The following is a 16,321-nucleotide window of genomic DNA, read 5'->3' on the forward strand; positions in this document are numbered from 1 at the left end:
GGCGCGGCCCTCGAACTAACGCATCGTGCCGCGCTGTGGGCGTCCCTTCCGTAAGGTGAGGGCCAGAGACGTTCGGCCAAACGGATTTCGTGGCTGACTGCGAGTCGGGAGACGACGATGCTCGAATCAGTCGTTTCCGACCCCGAGGTGAGCGGATGACCGCGACGAGTTTCGACGCCGAGCGCGCCTACGACGACGACCGGTTCTCGGCGGTCGAGGTGTTCCGCAGCGAGCAGATGAAAGCCGTCTGTGGCTACTTCGAACCGGGGCAGTTCATCCCGGTCCACGCGCCGGGGAGCGACGTCGCCATTCACGTCCGGTCCGGGACCGGCCTGATACGTGACGGCGACGAGGACCACCGCGTCGAACCCGGCGACGTGGTCGTCGTCGAGGCGGACCGCGACCGGGGTGTCAGGGCCGACGACGACACGCGTCTCGAAGCTTTCCTCGTCACGGCGCCCCCGCCGACCGACGCCGAACACGGCCCCGTCCGGCAGGGCCTCAAAAACGACGAGTTCGACCCACGATGACGTCGATTCGAACCCTCTCCGAACTGGACGGCGAGCGACACGCGAACGTCTTCCCCGACGCGGAGCCGAAGACGATTCGACTCACGCTCGATGCGGGCGAGGCGGTCGCTCCCCACACGCATCCCGGCCGCGAAATCGTCTTCTACCTCGTCGAGGGGCAGGTCGAACTACGGCTCGACGACGAGACACACGAACTCGCCGCGGGCGACGTCGCGCGCTTCGACGGCGAGCGAGAGGTCGCGCCCCGGGCTATCGAAGCGTCGACGGCCTTGATAGTCCTCGCGGCACGAGCGGACGACTGAGTCACTCTCTCACGGGAGCGTCGCCCGTCGGCGCCGTTTTTTGCCGCGGGTCGAGCGAACCGACGAGGATGCGCCCGACCGAGTGGGGGCTGTGTCGCCGAACGACCAGTAGCATGTTGGCGCCGAACACGAGGGTCCCGAGGGTCACGAGGCCGCCGCCGACGAGGCGGAGCGTCGACGGAAACAGACCCGCCTCAGACGCGACCAGCAGGAGGGTGCCACTCACCAACAGCGTCGCGTCGGCCGTCGCGAGCGTATCGGAGTAGAGGTCGTCAATCATCGGCACGTCCTCGAGTCCGAGGCGGTCGCTGTACCGGTGGACCCAGATGATGAAGGGGACGATGTGATAGAGCGTGCCGAGGACGACGAAGCCGATGGTGCCGAGAGCGAGGAGGTGGACAGCCTCGGGGGCTCCGAAGCGATGGGTCGGCGCCGTCGGAGCGGACAGCCACGCCGGAGCCGTGAGAAGCGCCCACGCGACCAGTCCGGGCACGACAACCGCATACCGCGTGTGCATCGGCGTCCACGCCACCTGCATCTCGTAGAGCTTTCGCCCGAGTATCGCGCCGAACGCGAGCGCGGCCACGAGTACGAGCGCCGCACCGAGACGGGCGACGAGGACGGCATCCAGTAGTCTGCCGACCGCCAGAAGGACGACGCCGACCGGGTGGCCGACCGCTTCAATCGGCTGGAGGTACTCGTCCACGCCGTGGAGGTCGGTCTGGGTGAACATCGTCCCGAGTTGATAGAGGGCGCCGTAGACGGTCGTCAGGATGGCTCCGAAGACGGCGACCGTCGCGTGCATCGCAACGACGTTCGGGCGGGAGACGGCGACGGACGTGAACACCGGCCTCGTGAAGTCGAGAGCGAGGAGGAGTCCCAGCGGGGCGAGGAGGGCGAAAAACCCCAGCGCGAGCAGGAAATGGCGCTCGGTCACGTCGTAGTTGTCGAGCGTCAGCAGCGTCCGGGTGACGTTGTACACGAACGCCCAGAATCCGGCGAGCATGAGGCCGCCGAAGGGGACGAGCCACGTGAAGGAGTTGAGCAGGAGGCTGGTCACGAACCCGACCAATCCCACGACGACGAGGGGCAACTGTGCGCTCGCGAGTCGCTGGGAGTGAAGGGTGGTCCCCGACCAGACGGGCACGAACTGGGTCATCGCGCCCATGATGGTGAGACAGACCCATCCCGCCAGCAGCAGGTGGACGTGTGCCAGCGTCCCGAGGCCGGGGACGGCGTCGACAGCGACGCCGATGCCGACGACGGCGCCGGCGAACAGGAATCCGAGTCCGACGACGAAATGTCGGAGCGGGAGCGCCATCGGGGGTCGTTGCTCCGTCTCGATGGTGCCCGGAACTGCGCCCATACGTCGCGATTGGACCGTCGTCTCCCTGACTGTCGCTCCGAACATGTTCTCGCCCCGCGCACGAACATCTCCGGCAACAGGGGTACAGGGGCCAGTCTCGAATTGGCAGTTATGCCCAGTCTTCCGTCTCCCTTCGGCAACGCCGACGACGCGCCGTTCGATAGCTACGACGAGTTCGTCCCGGCGCACACCCCGTCGCCCGACCGGTTTCTCGACGGGCACGACGTGCTAGCGGGGCGGGACCACGTCGCCTTCCATCGGCTGACGAGAGCGCTATTCGAGGACCGGAACGTCTACGACATGACGTTCGACTACAACCTCGCGCGGCTGAACTTAGACACGCGACACGAGGACGCCGGCTACCGCTACGCCGTCGAGGACCGGAGCGCCCCGGACGCCGTCGACGACGAGAGCGTGGGTCGAGTCCTTCGCGCGGAGTTCACCCCGACGACGCCGTTCTGTCCGCAGACCCACACCCTGACTATTGGCTCGTTCCGGGCGTGGAACGGTCTCTCGGACCGACACGAGTACGACCTCGTTCGAGTTCGCCCGGCGCCGGTGCATCACCAGAGTGAGGCGATTAGCGACCGACTCGCGGAACTCGAACGAACGTATCTGGAGACGGGGGACGTGACGGCCGATTCGGACGGTAGCGCCGGCACCGGACCGCTCCCGACGGAGTGACGGCCCGCTTTCGCTCTCGAACGCACCGCTTCAATCCCCCGAATATGTTCACGCAAATCTACGTTAGGAATGCCTAAAAAATAGGGGACGACGCACATCGGAGTGACACAATCACCCGACAACGCTCATGCCCCACGCACAACTCACGCTCACGATTCCGGATTCGGTTTGGATGAGCGAGGTGTCTCGCTCTTATCCCAACACGCGATTTCGCGTGCTCGCAGCCACGGCGAACACGGCGACTGGCGTCGCCCGAATCGAGATACTCGGCGACGACCCCGAGGCCGTCTGTGACGCGTTCGAGCGCTACGACTCGGTGACCGACCTGACGGTCTTCGAATCGGGTCCGGAGGCGTGTCGAATCCAAATCGAGACGACCGTTCCGCTACTGCTGAACTCGTTGCAGGAGGCAGGCGTCCCGCTGGAGATGCCCTTCGAGGTCAGAAACGGCAAGATGACCCTCGAAGCGACGGTGCCCCAAGGGACGCTCTCGGACCTGAGACAGACGCTCGACAGGTTCGGCATTCAGTACACCGTCGAACGAATCCAGCAGGAACTCGATTCGGAGGCGCCGCTGTTGACCGAGCGCCAGCAATGGTTGCTGGACGAGGCAATCGAGCGCGGCTACTACGACACACCTCGGCGCACGACGCTCGTCGACCTTGCCGACGAACTGGACATCGCCAAATCCACCTGTAGCGAGATTCTCCATCGCGCGGAGGAGCGCGTGTTGAAAGCGAACAGAGACGGCGAGCGCGATATATCGTCTCGCATCACCGCCGCGTCCGATTGAGAGTGCTCCCTTCGACCGCTGCTGTGGTCGGCACCGACCCGTCCCGGCGGAGCTACCGGCTTCGAGACGGTGGAGCGAGGCGATTCAGCAGTTCGAGATTATTCGAATTGATTCTGTAACAGGTATTCTTAACTGACGTCCAAGATTTTTCCCGTTAATGGCTCCACAGAGGACGGAACAGGCTTTTGAAGAACTCATCGCCCACACTGTGGATGTCTTGACGATACTGGACGACGAGTGCGTCGTGCAGTATCAAAGCCCGTCCATCGAGAGCGTTCTCGGCTACGCCCCCGACGAACTCGTCGGCGAACGCGTCGTCGAGTACGTCCATCCCGACGACCAACAGATGGTTCTCGAACAGTTCTACGAGTTAATCGAGGCGGACGTGGAGTACACCACCGCAGGCGTCGAATTTCGATTCCGACACGACGACGGCTCGTGGGTTTGGCTCGAGGCCCGAGGAAGCAATCAGACGGGGAATGCCCTCGACGGCTACGTCGTTTCCTCGCGTGATATCTCCGCCCGTAAGGAGTACGAACAGCAACTGAAACGAGAACGCGACCGACTCGACCGATTCGCCAGCGTCGTCTCTCACGACCTCCGTAACCCGTTGAACGTGCTACAGGGGCAGATAGAACTCGCCCGAGAGGACTGCGAGAGCGAGCACTTCGATGCGATGGAGCGGTCGGTCGACCGGATGAACGAACTGATAGACGACGTGTTGGCGTTCTCACGAGAGAGCGAGACCGACCCGCTCGTAGACGCCGTGAACGTCCGGGAGATGAGCGAGAACTGTTGGCAGAACCTCGATACGAGGGCGGCGACGCTCGACATCGAGACGGCACAGCCCGTCGTGGCGGACGAAAATCAGTTCAAGCAGGTGCTCGAAAACCTCTTTCGCAACTCGATTGAACACGGCGGGGACGACGTGACAATCACGATCGGTGCGGTCGATGACGGCTTCTACGTCGAGGACGACGGTCGGGGACTCCCCGAAGGCGCGCGTGACTCGATTCTCGAATTCGGCTTCTCAACGAAGGCCGACGGGACGGGATTCGGCCTCAGTATCGTGAACGAGATTGCCGAGAACCACGATTGGGACCTGCGTGTCGCGGAGGGGCAGGAGGGCGGTGTGCGGTTCGAATTCAGAAACGTCGCTCGGCCTGACTAGCGTCGGCGACTCCGCAAACATATCCGGACGTGAATTTCTATCCCGGAGCGACTCGACGGCCCCAGACTCAAGACTACTCAGATTACCCGCTTCGGAGTGTTCGAGGCCCGCTGGAATATCAGCTGAACAACACTTATTTTTATCTCGAACAGTATCGTCAATCAATGGCCGATTATCAGGAATCTTCAGAGAAGAATCCTGATACACGTCCGTCTCACGCCCCGGACCGATTCTGCGAGCAGTTTGGATACACCCGAGCGGAGCTTCTCGAACTGAGTTTCGAGGAGTTCGTCGCCGAGGAGTCCCACGCGTTGCGTGGCGAAACGGGGGCCGGCGAGGCCGCTCCGGTCGAAACCTATCTCGAAGCGTTGCGGACAGCCGCCCGGCAACTCGTGGAAGCAGACACCGTTGAGGAGGTTGCCGAACTCACAGTCGACACACTCCACGGCCTCGTGGGGTCGTCCCACGCTGGCATCTACACCTCCGACGAAGACGAGTTGGTTCCGGTCGTGTCGTCGGACCAGACTGCGGCGTCACTCGGCGACTCGCTGACCGTCGAGCGGGGGGAGGAGATGGCGCGGACGGCCTACGAAACCGGGGAGCCACAGTACGACGCCTCGGTGGGTGAGCGAGACGACCCCACCGACGGACGATGCCTGCTAGCCCTCCCGCTCGACGAACACGGCGCGCTCCTCGTCGGGTCGGCCGAGACGAACGCATTCGGCGACAGAGATATCGAGATTGCGCGCACGCTCACGCTTCACGCGACCACCGCTCTCGACCGAATTTCGGCCGACCAGACCCTCCGGGAGGAGTGGGTTTTCGTCGACCAGACGCTCGATACGATTGCCGACCTGTTCTACGTTCTCGACCTGAACGGGACGTTACAGCGGTGGAACGACCGCCTTCCGGAGGTCACCGGATACGCCGACGCGGACATCGAGGGCATGAACGCAGTCGAGTTCTTCCCCGAAGACGAGCATGGGCGAATCAGCGACGCAATCGAGACGGTCCTCACGACCGGACAAACGACAGTCGAAGCGGACCTGCTCACCGCTGACGGGGAGCGCATCCCCTACGAGTTCATCGCGAATCGCTTGACTGACCGCGACGGCACCCCCTCCGGACTCGTTGGCGTCGGTCGCGACATCACCGAGCGAAAGGAGCGTGAACAGCAGTTAGCACGGCAGAACGAGCGCTTGGAGGAATTCACCAGCGTCGTCAGCCACGACCTCCGAAACCCCCTGAACGTCGCACAGGGACGGCTCAAACTTGCCCGCAAGGAGTGCGACAGCGACCATCTCACCACGCTCGCCAGCGCCCACGACCGGATGGAGACGTTAATCGAGGACTTGCTGGCGCTTGCCCGCGGCGGAGCCACCACGATGGACCCCGAAGACGTGGCGCTCGCAAACGTCGTCACTCGCTGCTGGCAGAACGTGGAGACGGCCGGGGCGACGCTCCACGTCGACGCGACACACACGATTCGGGCCGACCACGCCCGCCTCCAGCAGTTACTGGAGAACCTCATTCGGAACGCTGTCGAACACGGTTCGACAGGCAATCAGACTCCGTCTGATGACGCAGTCGACCACGGTGGCACGGACGTGCTGGTTCGGGTTGGAGACCTGCCGAGCGGGTTCTTCATCGAGGACGACGGCCCGGGCATCCCCGAAGAAACGCGCGCGCAGATATTCGAGGCGGGGTACACCACAGCCGATGATGGGACGGGATACGGTCTCCAAATCGCTAACGAGGTCGCCGTCGCCCATGGGTGGGACATCATCGCCTCCGAAGCGGATAACGGGGGCGCACGCTTCGAAATCACGGACGTAACTCTGTGTGACTGACGGCCGCCGAGCGGATTACTCGCCGCCCACTTTCGTCGTCACCCGGAACGTCTCGGGCGGGTTGAGGATGCCCGCGACCGTTCCCATCGAATGAATGACGGTGATGACCGGTGCCAGCGGGAGCGCGAGCGCCCAGTGTCGGTGGTCGGCGCCGTAGTAGACGACACCGAGGAGGAACCACGCGAGCGTACACAGCGCCAGCCCCATCGACGCCGCGAAGAACAACCCGCCGTAGACGATTGTCACGCTCAGGAGCGACAGCGGGATGGCGAGCAGCGTGACGATGGGCGAGAGCGCCCAAGCGTAGTTTCGCACCCGGGTCAGAATCTCGTATCGCAGGGGAAGCATCGTCGACGCCTGCACGTTGCCGGCCGCCCAGCGCCGGCGCTGTTGCAGGATTTCGTACAGCGAGGGCGGCGCCTCGTTCCGACAGACCGCATCCGCCAGCGCGAACGTGACGTCGAACTCCTGAAACGCCGCCCAGACGAACGCGGTGTCCTCGACTAGCGTCTCACGGTCCCACGTCGTCATCTCCTCGACTTCCGTCCGAACGGCGACACCGCCACCCCACGCAAAGAGGGGAATCGACAGTCGCGCGAACGCCCGCTGTTCGAACTGGACGCCCATCCGGTAGACGTCGGCCAGATAGCTCAGATTCGACCCCGTGCGGCGAGGCTTCTCCCGAAGTTGGACGATATCCGCGTCCGGAAGCCCAGCGAACGACTCGACGACGCTGTCCTCGTCGAGATAGAGGACGAACTCCCGCTGGCAGTCGAGCGCCCGTCGCGCCCACTCCTGTGCCCGTCCCTTCCGGACCGCACGACACGTGAAGTCCTCAGGAACGACGTGGACCGTCGCCCCGGAGACGTCGACGGGCGACTCCGCTATCACGTGGACGTCGTCAAGTCCGTCTGGCAGAGAGTCGACGGTCTCTTGGACGACGTCGGCGGCGTCGACGGTCATGATACGCACCTGCACGTCGTCGAGGCCGTACTCGTTCGGCGGCGCTTCGTAGCCCGCCCCCACAATGGTCGTGAGGATGAACCAGACGAGAGCGGTCGCTCCGAAGAGAAGCGTCACGCCCCAGAGCGTGGCCCCGAACAACCACCCGAGGCCACCGTCGGCGACGGTGGTCGTCGTCGCCGCCGCGTGACCGGGGGCGGTTCCGGGGCCAGACAGCACGGTCGGTGCGAACAGCGTCGCGGCACCGCCGACGAGAAGCGCCAGCGTGACCGCGACCAGTGCGACGCGTTCGGTGTTCATCGTATCACCCCCTTCTCCCCGACACACATGAACCGTCCAAACGCTGCACCCGGATTCACTCGCCTTTCGCCCGGATTTGTGACTTTAATCCCGCCCGATTCGGATTAATCCACAGACGAAACCGCTATGGTATCCGTTAGCGTGTGTCGCGGTATCGAGCAACCCGAATCGAGGAGATACGACTGACGAGTCCGCCTGACTGTCGCGCGCGCCGGGGCGATTCTCGGACGGCCCACAGGTGCCACCTCTACTCTGGCGTAGAACGCGGTCGGATGGCTCTCCGACGACTTACGCCACCGGTAGCAGGTCCGAGAGCGTCACGTGGTCGCCGACGAGTGTCGCCGCGGCGTCGTAGGGCGTCCGCCGGTCGGGTTTCTCCTCGGGCCGCGTCCGGCCCGCAGACTCGTAGACGGCGTCGACGAACGCCTCGCGGACCGCGCGGTTCTCGAAGAGGCCGTGGAGGTACGTCCCGGCGACGCCCTCGACGGCGGCGCTCTCGGGGCCGACTGGGCGGTCGACGGCGCGCAACGCCCGGGTGTCGCCCATATGTATCTCGTAGCCGGACACCTCGCCGCTCGCGCCGGCGAGCGGCCCCGCCCCCGACACGTCCCACGTGACGGCCTCGACTCGCTTGTCGGTGGAGAACGTCGTCTCGACGGGGAGCCGACCGACGCCCGTCACGACTCGCTCGTCGCCCACGCCTTCGACGTGGGCGTTGACGATGCGCTCGCCGAGTAGCTGATAGCCGCCGCAGATGCCCACCAGCGGCCCGTCGAATTCGTCGAGTTCCGCGTCGAACCCCGCCTCGCGGAGCGCGAGCAAGTCGTCGACCGTGTTCTTCGTCCCCGGAACGACGACGGCGTCCACGTCCGCGAGCGAAGCCGAGAGCGACAGATACGCGACGCGGACGCCCGGCACACGCGCCAGCGGTTCGAGGTCGGTGAAGTTCGACACCCGGGGGAGGGTCGGGACGCCGATAGTGACGGTTCGGTCCGGGGGCGCGTCGTCGTCGCCCCGGAGTCCGCCGTTCTCGGGGAGGGCGACGCTGTCCTCTGCCGGCAGTTCGGGGTCGTCGTACGGCAAGACGCCGAGGACGGGCACGCCCGTCCGCTCCTCGACCATCTCGATTCCGGGTTCGAGGATGGACCGGTCGCCCCGGAACTTCGTGATGACGACACCCGCGACGCGGTCCGTGACGTCGTCGGGCGCGAGTTCGAGGGTGCCGACGATGCTGGCGAACGCACCGCCGCGCTCGATGTCGGCGACGAGAAGCACGTCCGCGTCGGCAAACCGCGCCGTCTCGATGTTCGCCAAATCCCGGTGGCGGAGGTTCGGCTCCGCGATACTGCCGGCCCCCTCGGCGACGACGACGTCGTGGGCGTCGGCGAGTCGGCGGTACGACTCCTCGGCCGCCTCGCGGACCCGGTCCCAGTGGCGCTCGTAGTACGTCCCCGCCTCGAAATGGCCCACTGCTTCCCCCTGCACGACGAGTTGGCTCTCGCCGTCGCCCCGGGGTTTGAGCAGGACGGGGTTCGTGTCCGTCGTCGGCGTCATTCGCGCGGCCTGTGCCTGCACGTACTGCGAGACGCCGATTTCGCCCCACTCGGCCTCGGTGTCGCCGGCCGTGAGGACGGCCCGCGCGTTGTTGCTCATGTTCTGGGCCTTGAACGGGGCGACGTCGATGCCGCGGTCCGCGAGGAGGCGACAGAGGCCGGCCGCGACCGTACTCTTGCCGACGTGACTCGCCGTCCCCGCGACGAGAAGCGTCCGCGTCATCGCTCGGCCGCGCGTTCGACGAACGCGTCGAAGGCTCCGCTCTCGGCGTGGAGGTGGCAGTAGGTGCCGAGGGTTCGGTACTCCGAGAGGCCGTCCCGTCCGTCGTCGATGCCGTCGCCGCGCACGACGTCGAACGCGAAGCGGGCGTCGCTGTCGACGTCGGCGCTGGAGTAGTGGAACTCGTGGCCGCGCCGGCTGTCGTCCGCCGCGGCGGTCAGGGTGTCCTGCGTCGCCCGCAGTTCCACGTGGTCGAGCGCCTGATACCGGTCGTGCATCCGGACCGACGCGGGAAGGACGCCGGCCATCTCGTAGGTGTCTCCGTCGGTCGTCGTCAGCGACTCCGTCAGCGCCATGAGCCCGCCACACTCCCCGAGGACGGCTGTGCCGTCTTCGGCGCGGGTCGCGATTTCGCCCAGCGTCGGGCTGGCTTCGAGCGCCTCCCCGTGGAGTTCGGGGTAGCCACCCGGGAGATAGACGCCGTCGCACGCCGGTAGGTCGTCGCCGGCGAGCGGCGAGAACGCGACAACCTCTGCCCGCTCTCGGAGTCGCTCGACCGTCGCCGGGTAGGTGAAACAGAAGGCGGCGTCGCGAGCGACGGCGATGCGGGTGTCCATTGGGTCCGCCGCGGGACGCGCCTCGGGACGCGGTGGCGTCGCCGCGGCGTCGAGGAGGCGGTCCACGCGAATCGTCTCGGCGGCGTCGTCGAGGGCCGCCTCGTCGAGAGCCGCCTCCTCGCCCATGTGGAGTCCGAGGTGTCGGTCCGGAATCTCCAGCGCGGACTGCGGTGGGATACGACCGAAGTACGTCAGGTCTTCGGGAAGGGCGTCGCGGATGCCCTGTTCGTGACGGCCGCCGTGAGCGCGCTGCGCGACGAGACCAGCCACGTCGATATCGCGGCCGGCGTGGGCCGCGTACTCGCGGAATCCGTGGACCGTCGCGGCGACGCTCTCCATCCCCGCCTTCGCGTCGGCGACGAGTATCACCGGCAGGTCGAGGACGTCGGCGACCATCGCGGTGCTGGAACAGTCGCCGTCGTAGAGCCCCATCACGCCCTCGACCACACAGACGTCGCCGTCGCCGCGGTGGTAGTTGCGACGCGTCCCCTCTCGGCCTTCGAGCCACAGGTCGAGCGTCCGCGACGGGGTGCCCGTCACGGCCTCGTGGTGGCTCGGGTCGATGAAGTCCGGGCCGGCTTTCGCTGGCTGAACGTCGTGACCCTGCGCTTCGAGGGCGCGGGCGATGGCGAGTGTCGCCACCGTCTTTCCGACGCCCGACCGCGTGCCGCCGACGACGAATCCGTTCATGGCGCCTCCGCTCGCACGGCGAGGACGGAGAGGTCGCTGTACGGCGTCGATTCCCGGTCCGACCCGCCCGCCGACGCCCGCAACTCGCCGAGCGTCGTCCGCGTGATTCGTTCGTCCTCGTGTGTCAACCGTTCGAGGACGAGGGCGTCGAGAGCGGGGTCGGCCCCCGACTCCACGAGCAACTCGGCAACGTCGCCGGGCATCCAGTCGAACGGGCGCGGGAGGACGAGCAGATGCCGGTCACCCACCGCGTCGACGAGGCGGTCACGGTCGGCGTTGAGGTTCCCGCTCTTGTGGAGGGTGACGAACTCGGTGTCTTCCATCGGGGTGCGCGCCCGACTCGCGGCAATCTGCAGCGACGAGATGCCGGGAATCACCGTCACGGGGGCGTCGACTGCCCGTTCGACCTTGCCGACGAACTGGTAGCCCGAGTGGTTCGGGTCGCCCATGAGGACGGCCGTCCCCCGGTCGCCGGCGGCGACGCGCCGGGCGAACGCATCGAGCGTCTCCCCCTCGTCGGCGTAGCCACACGTGAGCAGGTCGGCCTCCGTCTCCCCTGCCACGAAGTCGACGACGGTTTCGAAGCCGACGACGACGTCGGCCTCGCGGATGGCCCGCGCGCCGCGCCGGGTCAGGTACTCCGGGTTCCCCGGCCCGATACCGACGGCGTGGACCGGGTCGTCGGGACGGGGTGACGGTTCCGGGCCCGCGGCCGCGAACGTCGCCGGGTCCGGTCCCGAGTCGAGGTCGTACTCCTCACTCATCGGCCGGCAGGTCGATATCACCCTCGCGCGCGTCGCGGGCGACGTGGACGAGTTCGTTCACTATCGCCGCGCCGAGGCCGCTCCCGCCCCGCGTTCCGACGTTCGTGATGGCCGGCACGCCGTACTCTTCGGCCACGTTTCGGACCCGCTTGCGGCTGTCGGCCGCCTTTACGAAGCCGACGGGCGTCGCGACGACCACCGCCGGTCGGGTGCCGTCTTCGATGCAGTCCGCGAGCGCCATCGCACCCGTCGGGGCGTTGCCGACGACGGCGATTGCGCCGTCGTACGCCCCCTCGCGGTCGAGTTCGAGGACGGAGGATGCGGTCCGGGTCATCCCCGTCTCGGCGGCCAGTTCCGCTCCGTTCCCGATTGCCTTCCGAACGGGGCAGTCGTGGCCCCGGTTCGTGATGCCCGATTTGACCATCGTGATGTCCGTCACGATGGGTCGCTCGTCGAGGACGGCGCGCGCGCCGGCGACGACGGGGTCGTTGTTGAATCGAATCAGGTGCTGGAAGTCGGGAGAGCCGGTCGAGTGGACCGCCTTCTGTCGGATGCGGTCTTCGAGCGTCTCGTCCGGGACGAACGAGCGGACGATGTCCATGCTCGTCTCCGCGATGTCCATCGCGTCCTGTGTCGTTGCGCCAAGGTCTGCGTAGTCGTCGTCAGTCATTGGAAATTGCCTCGCTGGATTCGGTCGTCTGTGCCTCGAGGTCGCCTTCGACCGAGAGGTTGATGTCGCGCAGTCGGTCTTCCACTTCTTGATTCGCGTCCCACAGGCCGCGGTCGATAGCTTCGAGGAACGTCGACGTGATGCTCTCTAACGCCCACGGGTTCACGTCTCGCAGCCACTCCTGTCGCTCCTCGTCGAAGGCGTAGGCCTCTGCGAGGTCCGACCAGAGCGTGTCGCTCACGACGCCCGTCGTCGCGTCCCAGCCGAGGGCCACGTCGACCGTCGTCGACAGGTCGCCCGCCCCCTTGTAGCCGTGTTCCTCCATGCTGTCCAGCCAGTCGGGGTTGAGCACCCGCGCCCGCATCGTCTTCCGCACCTTCTCCTCGTTGGTGTAGACGGTCACGTTGTCGGGGTCGCTGGAGTCGCCGACGTAGGAGGCGGGGTCCGACCCCGCAATCTCGCCGACCGCCGATATGAAGCCACCGTGGAAGGCGTACCAGTCCGAGGAGTCGAACTCGTCCTGTTCGGACGTGTCCTCGATTTTCACCGTCGCCTCGACGGAGCCGAGTCGGCGCTCGAAGCTCTCGTGAGCCTCCGAGACGCGCCCCCGGGACCCGAGGGCGTAGCCGCCCCACTGGACGTAGACGTCGGCGAGGTCACTCCGATCGTCCCAGTTGCCCTCGTCGACGGCCTTGTTCGTCCCCGCGCCGTAGCCGCCGGGTTTCGTCGTGAAGACGCGGTGCCGGGCCAGCGTGTCGGCCTCGTCCGGGTCCACGCCGTCCGCTTCGAGTTCCGCCGCCTCCGCCTCGACGTGCTTTTTCACGTAGTTCATCTCGGTCGGTTCGTCGAGGTCGGCGACGGCGTCGACGGCGTCGTGGACGACGCTCGCGGCCTGCGGGAAGGCGTCCCGAAAGAGCCCCGAGACGCGCGTCGTCACGTCGATGCGCGGGCGGTCGAGTTCGTCCAGCGGAATCGGCTCCACGGCGTCGATGCGGCCCGCGTCGGTCCACACCGGTTCGACGCCCATGAGCGCGAGTACCTGCGCGATGGTCTCGCCGCGGGTCCGCACCGTCGGCGTCCCCCACGCCACGACGCCGATTTCTTCGGGATACTCCCCCTGTTCGTCGCGGTGACGTTCGGCGACGCCGTCCGCGACGCGCTTGCCCACGTCCCACGCCGTCTTGGCGGGGACCTTCCGCGGGTCGAGCGTGTAGAAGTTCCGCGCCGTCGGCAGGAGGTCGACGCCGCCGCGCGTCGGCGCGCCGCTTCCGCCCGGCGGAACGTACGACCCGTTCAGGGCGTCTGCCGTCTGTGGAATCTCCTCGGCCGCGCCGGCGACTCGCGGCGCCGCCTCCTCGCAGATGAACGCGAGAACGTCGCGGAGGTCGTCGTGAGCGCCGGATTTCGCCCGCGCGTCGCCGAGGGGGTCGATGTCGACGACGAGGAGGTTCATGTTCACCTCGTCGTCGGGACCGGCGCCGGCCTCCGACTCCGGCACGTCGAAGTCGTGGCGCGCGAGTTCCGAAACGAGTTCGACCGACGTGTCGTAGACGTGGTCGGCCGCCTCGGAGAGATACATCCCCAACTGCTCGTCGTACGCGCCCGGTTCGTCCAGCATCCGGTCGTAGTCGACGCCGAGGACGCCCGCGACGGCCCGCCGAAGGCTCGGCGCACCGGGATTCTCCAGCCGCGTGAGCGCGACCAGATACTCCACGAGACGGTCGCCGCCCGGCGGTTCGCCCATCGTGTGCAGGCCCATCCGAATCTGGGTGGTCTTCACGTCCGTGAGATACTCGTGAATCCGCTCGACGAGGTCCTCGAACGCCAGTTCGTCCACGTCGTCGACGCCGAGGTCGGTCGCGAGGTCCAAGTCCGCGACCACCTCCTCGATGCGCGCCCTGAGTTGCTCGCCGCTGTCGGACCGGGCGTCTTCCATCCCCGCCTCGCGGTACTCGCGGACGAGTTCTTCGAGGTTCGAGAGGTCGTCGTAGGTGCCGGCCGTCCGCATGACCGGCGTCAGGTAGTCGACGACGGCGGCGTAGGACCGGCGCTTGGCCTGCGTCCCCTCGCCGGGGTTGTTGATGATGTAGGGGTAGACGTTCGGCAGGTCGTCGATTAGCTGGTCCGGGGCGCTCTCGCCGTTCAGGCCGACGGTCTTGCCGGGGAGCCACTCCAGACTCCCGTGGGTGCCGAGGTGGACGACGGCGTCGGCGTCGAACTCCTCGCGGAGCCACGCGTAGAAGGCGTAGTAGTCGTGTGGGGGCTGGAGGTCCGAGTCGTGATACACCTTCGAGGGGTCCATGCCGAACCCGCGCGGCGGCTGAACCGTCACGAGGACGTTCCCGTACTCGACGCCGGGGATGGCAAAGGGTCGGTCCGGCGGGTCGCCCCACTCGTCGACGACGTGGTCACGGAACCGGTCGTCGGCGTCGGCGAACCACTCGGCGTACTGGTCGGGCGACACCACGTCGACGCTTTTCTCGCGTACGTCCTCGGGCGCGACCCACCGGGAGTCGAGGGTCAACTGCGACGTGAGGCGGTCGATAAGCCGTTCGCCGTCGGTGGGATGGTCAGAGACTGCGTAGCCACGCGCGTCGAGTTCATCGAGCAGGTTGACGGTGCTCTCGGGGCTGTCGAGGCCGAACGCAGTCCCGATGCCGTCGTCGCTCGGCGGGTAGTTGTGCAGGACGACGGCGACGTCTTTCTCCTCGTTCGGCAGGTGGCGGAGCCGCGCCCAGTTGACGGCCAATCGGGAGACGTGGTCGATTCGGTCGTCGATGGGGAAATGCTGTTTCGGCGCGCTCCCGATGCCCGCCTCGTCGTCCATGCGCTCCTTGCCGCTGATGGGGTGGGTGATGACGTTGCCGTCGAACTCGGGGAGAGCTACGGAGAGGGCGAGTTCGAAGCCCATCACGCCCGTATCGCTGCTCTCGTAGCGCGACCGGGAGCGCATCGTCGTAATAGCTTGAAGGACGGGCACGCCGAGTTCGGTGAGAAAGACCTCCTCGGCGCCCTCGCCCTCGTCGCTCGCGTCGCGGCCCCGCTCGCTCATCGACAGCGAGAACATGAACGAACTCACAACGGCGTCGACGACGGGGCCGTCGTCGTCGCTGAACCAGTTGCGCGCGACCCACTCCGCGTTCTCCTGCCCCTCCTCGTCCGTCGCCGGGTTGCAGAACGCGGGGAGGACGTTCGCGCCCTCCGCCTCCAGTTTCCGGACGAGCGCGTCGACGTATCGCGTGTTGGCGTGTGTCCAGTGCGACTCGTAGAACCAGACGCCGATGGTCGGGTTGTCGGGGTCGTGTGTCGCCAGTAGTTCGTCGTACTCCACGCCGGGGTGGTCGGGGTGGTAGACGCCCTCGGTCGGCAGCGAGACTGGGTCGTCGTAGTCGACGTCGACGCCCTCGTACTCGCTCGCGAGAAAGCGACAGCAGTTCGCGATGTTCACCACGCCGCCGGCCTCGAGATAGTCGTACACGCGGTCGCGGTCACGCTCGGAGACGGTGGTGTCCTCGAACGCGAAGGCGTCGCCGGTCGACTTGACGACCAGCGGCACACCCGCGTCGCGGAGGCGGTCGACCGCGTGGTCGTAGCCGGGCATACTCTCCTCGGCGCCGTGAAGCCAGAGGACCACGGCCGACGCCGACTCGACGTCGTCGACGAAGGCGTCGACGTCGGCTTCGTCTTCAAGATCGCTCTCGGAGCGCACCACGAGGTCGATGCCGTCGAGCCGTCCAGCGGCCTGCTGTACCGCGCCCAACTCGTTTTCCGTCGCCGTATACAGCCCGATGGTCGCCATGAGTTGATAAAGCGTTATTGCGGTACTACAAGTAAACTTTCGCATCCAC

General features: G+C 66.6%; 13 protein-coding genes. 6 read left to right on the forward strand and 7 right to left on the reverse strand.

Annotated elements, in window-relative coordinates; all coding sequences use genetic code 11:
- The first annotated feature begins 155 nt into the window (after positions 1–155).
- A complete protein-coding gene (locus tag ACQUSQ_RS01155; RefSeq protein WP_435066657.1) occupies positions 156–530 on the forward strand; it encodes a cupin domain-containing protein in 375 nt (124 codons plus the stop codon).
- Entirely contained in the window at positions 527–832 is a 306-nt protein-coding gene (locus ACQUSQ_RS01160) for a cupin domain-containing protein (RefSeq protein ID WP_435066658.1), read from the forward strand. Before ACQUSQ_RS01155 ends, ACQUSQ_RS01160 begins: the two co-directional genes overlap by 4 nt.
- A gap of 1 nt (position 833) precedes the next feature.
- Here ACQUSQ_RS01160 and ACQUSQ_RS01165 read toward each other — a convergent pair whose 3' ends face one another.
- Positions 834–2,198, reverse strand: coding sequence for a hypothetical protein (locus tag ACQUSQ_RS01165; protein WP_435066659.1), 1,365 nt, complete (start codon positions 2,196–2,198; stop codon positions 834–836).
- 111 nt (positions 2,199–2,309) lie between these two features.
- On the opposite strand from ACQUSQ_RS01165, the gene ACQUSQ_RS01170 reads away from it, so the two are divergent.
- From ACQUSQ_RS01170 to ACQUSQ_RS01185, 4 genes are all read left to right on the forward strand, one after another.
- On the forward strand, positions 2,310–2,882 hold the full coding sequence (locus tag ACQUSQ_RS01170; protein ID WP_435066660.1) for a hypothetical protein: 573 nt from the start codon (positions 2,310–2,312) through the stop codon (positions 2,880–2,882).
- Positions 2,883–3,009: 127 nt separating this feature from the next.
- The gene (locus ACQUSQ_RS01175) at positions 3,010–3,675 is read left to right on the forward strand and encodes a helix-turn-helix domain-containing protein (protein WP_435066661.1); all 666 of its coding nucleotides are present in this window, start codon (positions 3,010–3,012) and stop codon (positions 3,673–3,675) included.
- A gap of 157 nt (positions 3,676–3,832) precedes the next feature.
- Positions 3,833–4,846 carry a PAS domain S-box protein gene (locus ACQUSQ_RS01180; protein ID WP_435066662.1) on the forward strand — a complete coding sequence of 338 codons (1,014 nt, stop codon included), beginning with the start codon at positions 3,833–3,835 and terminating at the stop codon, positions 4,844–4,846.
- 164 nt (positions 4,847–5,010) lie between these two features.
- Positions 5,011–6,696 carry a PAS domain S-box protein gene (locus ACQUSQ_RS01185; RefSeq protein WP_435066663.1) on the forward strand — a complete coding sequence of 562 codons (1,686 nt, stop codon included), beginning with the start codon at positions 5,011–5,013 and terminating at the stop codon, positions 6,694–6,696.
- A gap of 15 nt (positions 6,697–6,711) precedes the next feature.
- Here the strand turns inward: ACQUSQ_RS01185 and ACQUSQ_RS01190 are convergent, their stop codons facing one another.
- The 6 genes from ACQUSQ_RS01190 to cobN form a co-directional block, all read right to left on the reverse strand.
- Positions 6,712–7,959 (reverse strand): glycosyltransferase, encoded by a 1,248-nt coding sequence (locus ACQUSQ_RS01190; RefSeq protein ID WP_435066664.1) that lies wholly within the window; start codon positions 7,957–7,959, stop codon positions 6,712–6,714.
- A 288-nt stretch (positions 7,960–8,247) separates the two neighbouring features.
- Positions 8,248–9,735 (reverse strand): cobyric acid synthase, encoded by a 1,488-nt coding sequence (locus tag ACQUSQ_RS01195; protein ID WP_435066665.1) that lies wholly within the window; start codon positions 9,733–9,735, stop codon positions 8,248–8,250.
- A complete protein-coding gene (locus tag ACQUSQ_RS01200; RefSeq protein ID WP_435066666.1) occupies positions 9,732–11,039 on the reverse strand; it encodes a cobyrinic acid a,c-diamide synthase in 1,308 nt (435 codons plus the stop codon). Before ACQUSQ_RS01200 ends, ACQUSQ_RS01195 begins: the two co-directional genes overlap by 4 nt.
- The gene (locus ACQUSQ_RS01205; protein ID WP_435066667.1) at positions 11,036–11,803 is read right to left on the reverse strand and encodes a cobalt-precorrin-7 (C(5))-methyltransferase; all 768 of its coding nucleotides are present in this window, start codon (positions 11,801–11,803) and stop codon (positions 11,036–11,038) included. The genes ACQUSQ_RS01200 and ACQUSQ_RS01205 overlap by 4 nt, the downstream gene beginning before the upstream one ends.
- Positions 11,796–12,473: a precorrin-8X methylmutase gene (locus ACQUSQ_RS01210; RefSeq protein ID WP_435066668.1), complete on the reverse strand. Its 678-nt coding sequence runs from the start codon at positions 12,471–12,473 to the stop codon at positions 11,796–11,798. Before ACQUSQ_RS01210 ends, ACQUSQ_RS01205 begins: the two co-directional genes overlap by 8 nt.
- Entirely contained in the window at positions 12,466–16,317 is a 3,852-nt protein-coding gene (gene cobN / locus ACQUSQ_RS01215; RefSeq protein WP_435066669.1) for a cobaltochelatase subunit CobN, read from the reverse strand. The genes ACQUSQ_RS01210 and cobN overlap by 8 nt, the downstream gene beginning before the upstream one ends.
- Positions 16,318–16,321 lie beyond the last annotated feature (4 nt).

Origin of the sequence: Haloplanus sp. C73 (assembly GCF_051195115.1) — an archaeon.
GTDB lineage: Archaea > Halobacteriota > Halobacteria > Halobacteriales > Haloferacaceae > Haloplanus.

What these genes read in the sequence shown, in the direction of transcription:
- ACQUSQ_RS01165 (WP_435066659.1), bottom strand. Translation starts at nt 2,198, where the DNA reads ATGGGCGCAGTTCCGGGCACCATCGAGACGGAGCAACGACCCCCGATG.
- ACQUSQ_RS01190 (WP_435066664.1), bottom strand. Translation starts at nt 7,959, where the DNA reads ATGAACACCGAACGCGTCGCACTGGTCGCGGTCACGCTGGCGCTTCTC.
- ACQUSQ_RS01175 (WP_435066661.1), top strand. Translation starts at nt 3,010, where the DNA reads ATGCCCCACGCACAACTCACGCTCACGATTCCGGATTCGGTTTGGATG.
- ACQUSQ_RS01160 (WP_435066658.1), top strand. Translation starts at nt 527, where the DNA reads ATGACGTCGATTCGAACCCTCTCCGAACTGGACGGCGAGCGACACGCG.
- ACQUSQ_RS01180 (WP_435066662.1), top strand. Translation starts at nt 3,833, where the DNA reads ATGGCTCCACAGAGGACGGAACAGGCTTTTGAAGAACTCATCGCCCAC.
- cobN (WP_435066669.1), bottom strand. Translation starts at nt 16,317, where the DNA reads ATGCGAAAGTTTACTTGTAGTACCGCAATAACGCTTTATCAACTCATG.
- ACQUSQ_RS01210 (WP_435066668.1), bottom strand. Translation starts at nt 12,473, where the DNA reads ATGACTGACGACGACTACGCAGACCTTGGCGCAACGACACAGGACGCG.
- ACQUSQ_RS01155 (WP_435066657.1), top strand. Translation starts at nt 156, where the DNA reads ATGACCGCGACGAGTTTCGACGCCGAGCGCGCCTACGACGACGACCGG.
- ACQUSQ_RS01170 (WP_435066660.1), top strand. Translation starts at nt 2,310, where the DNA reads ATGCCCAGTCTTCCGTCTCCCTTCGGCAACGCCGACGACGCGCCGTTC.
- ACQUSQ_RS01185 (WP_435066663.1), top strand. Translation starts at nt 5,011, where the DNA reads ATGGCCGATTATCAGGAATCTTCAGAGAAGAATCCTGATACACGTCCG.
- ACQUSQ_RS01205 (WP_435066667.1), bottom strand. Translation starts at nt 11,803, where the DNA reads ATGAGTGAGGAGTACGACCTCGACTCGGGACCGGACCCGGCGACGTTC.
- ACQUSQ_RS01195 (WP_435066665.1), bottom strand. Translation starts at nt 9,735, where the DNA reads ATGACGCGGACGCTTCTCGTCGCGGGGACGGCGAGTCACGTCGGCAAG.
- ACQUSQ_RS01200 (WP_435066666.1), bottom strand. Translation starts at nt 11,039, where the DNA reads ATGAACGGATTCGTCGTCGGCGGCACGCGGTCGGGCGTCGGAAAGACG.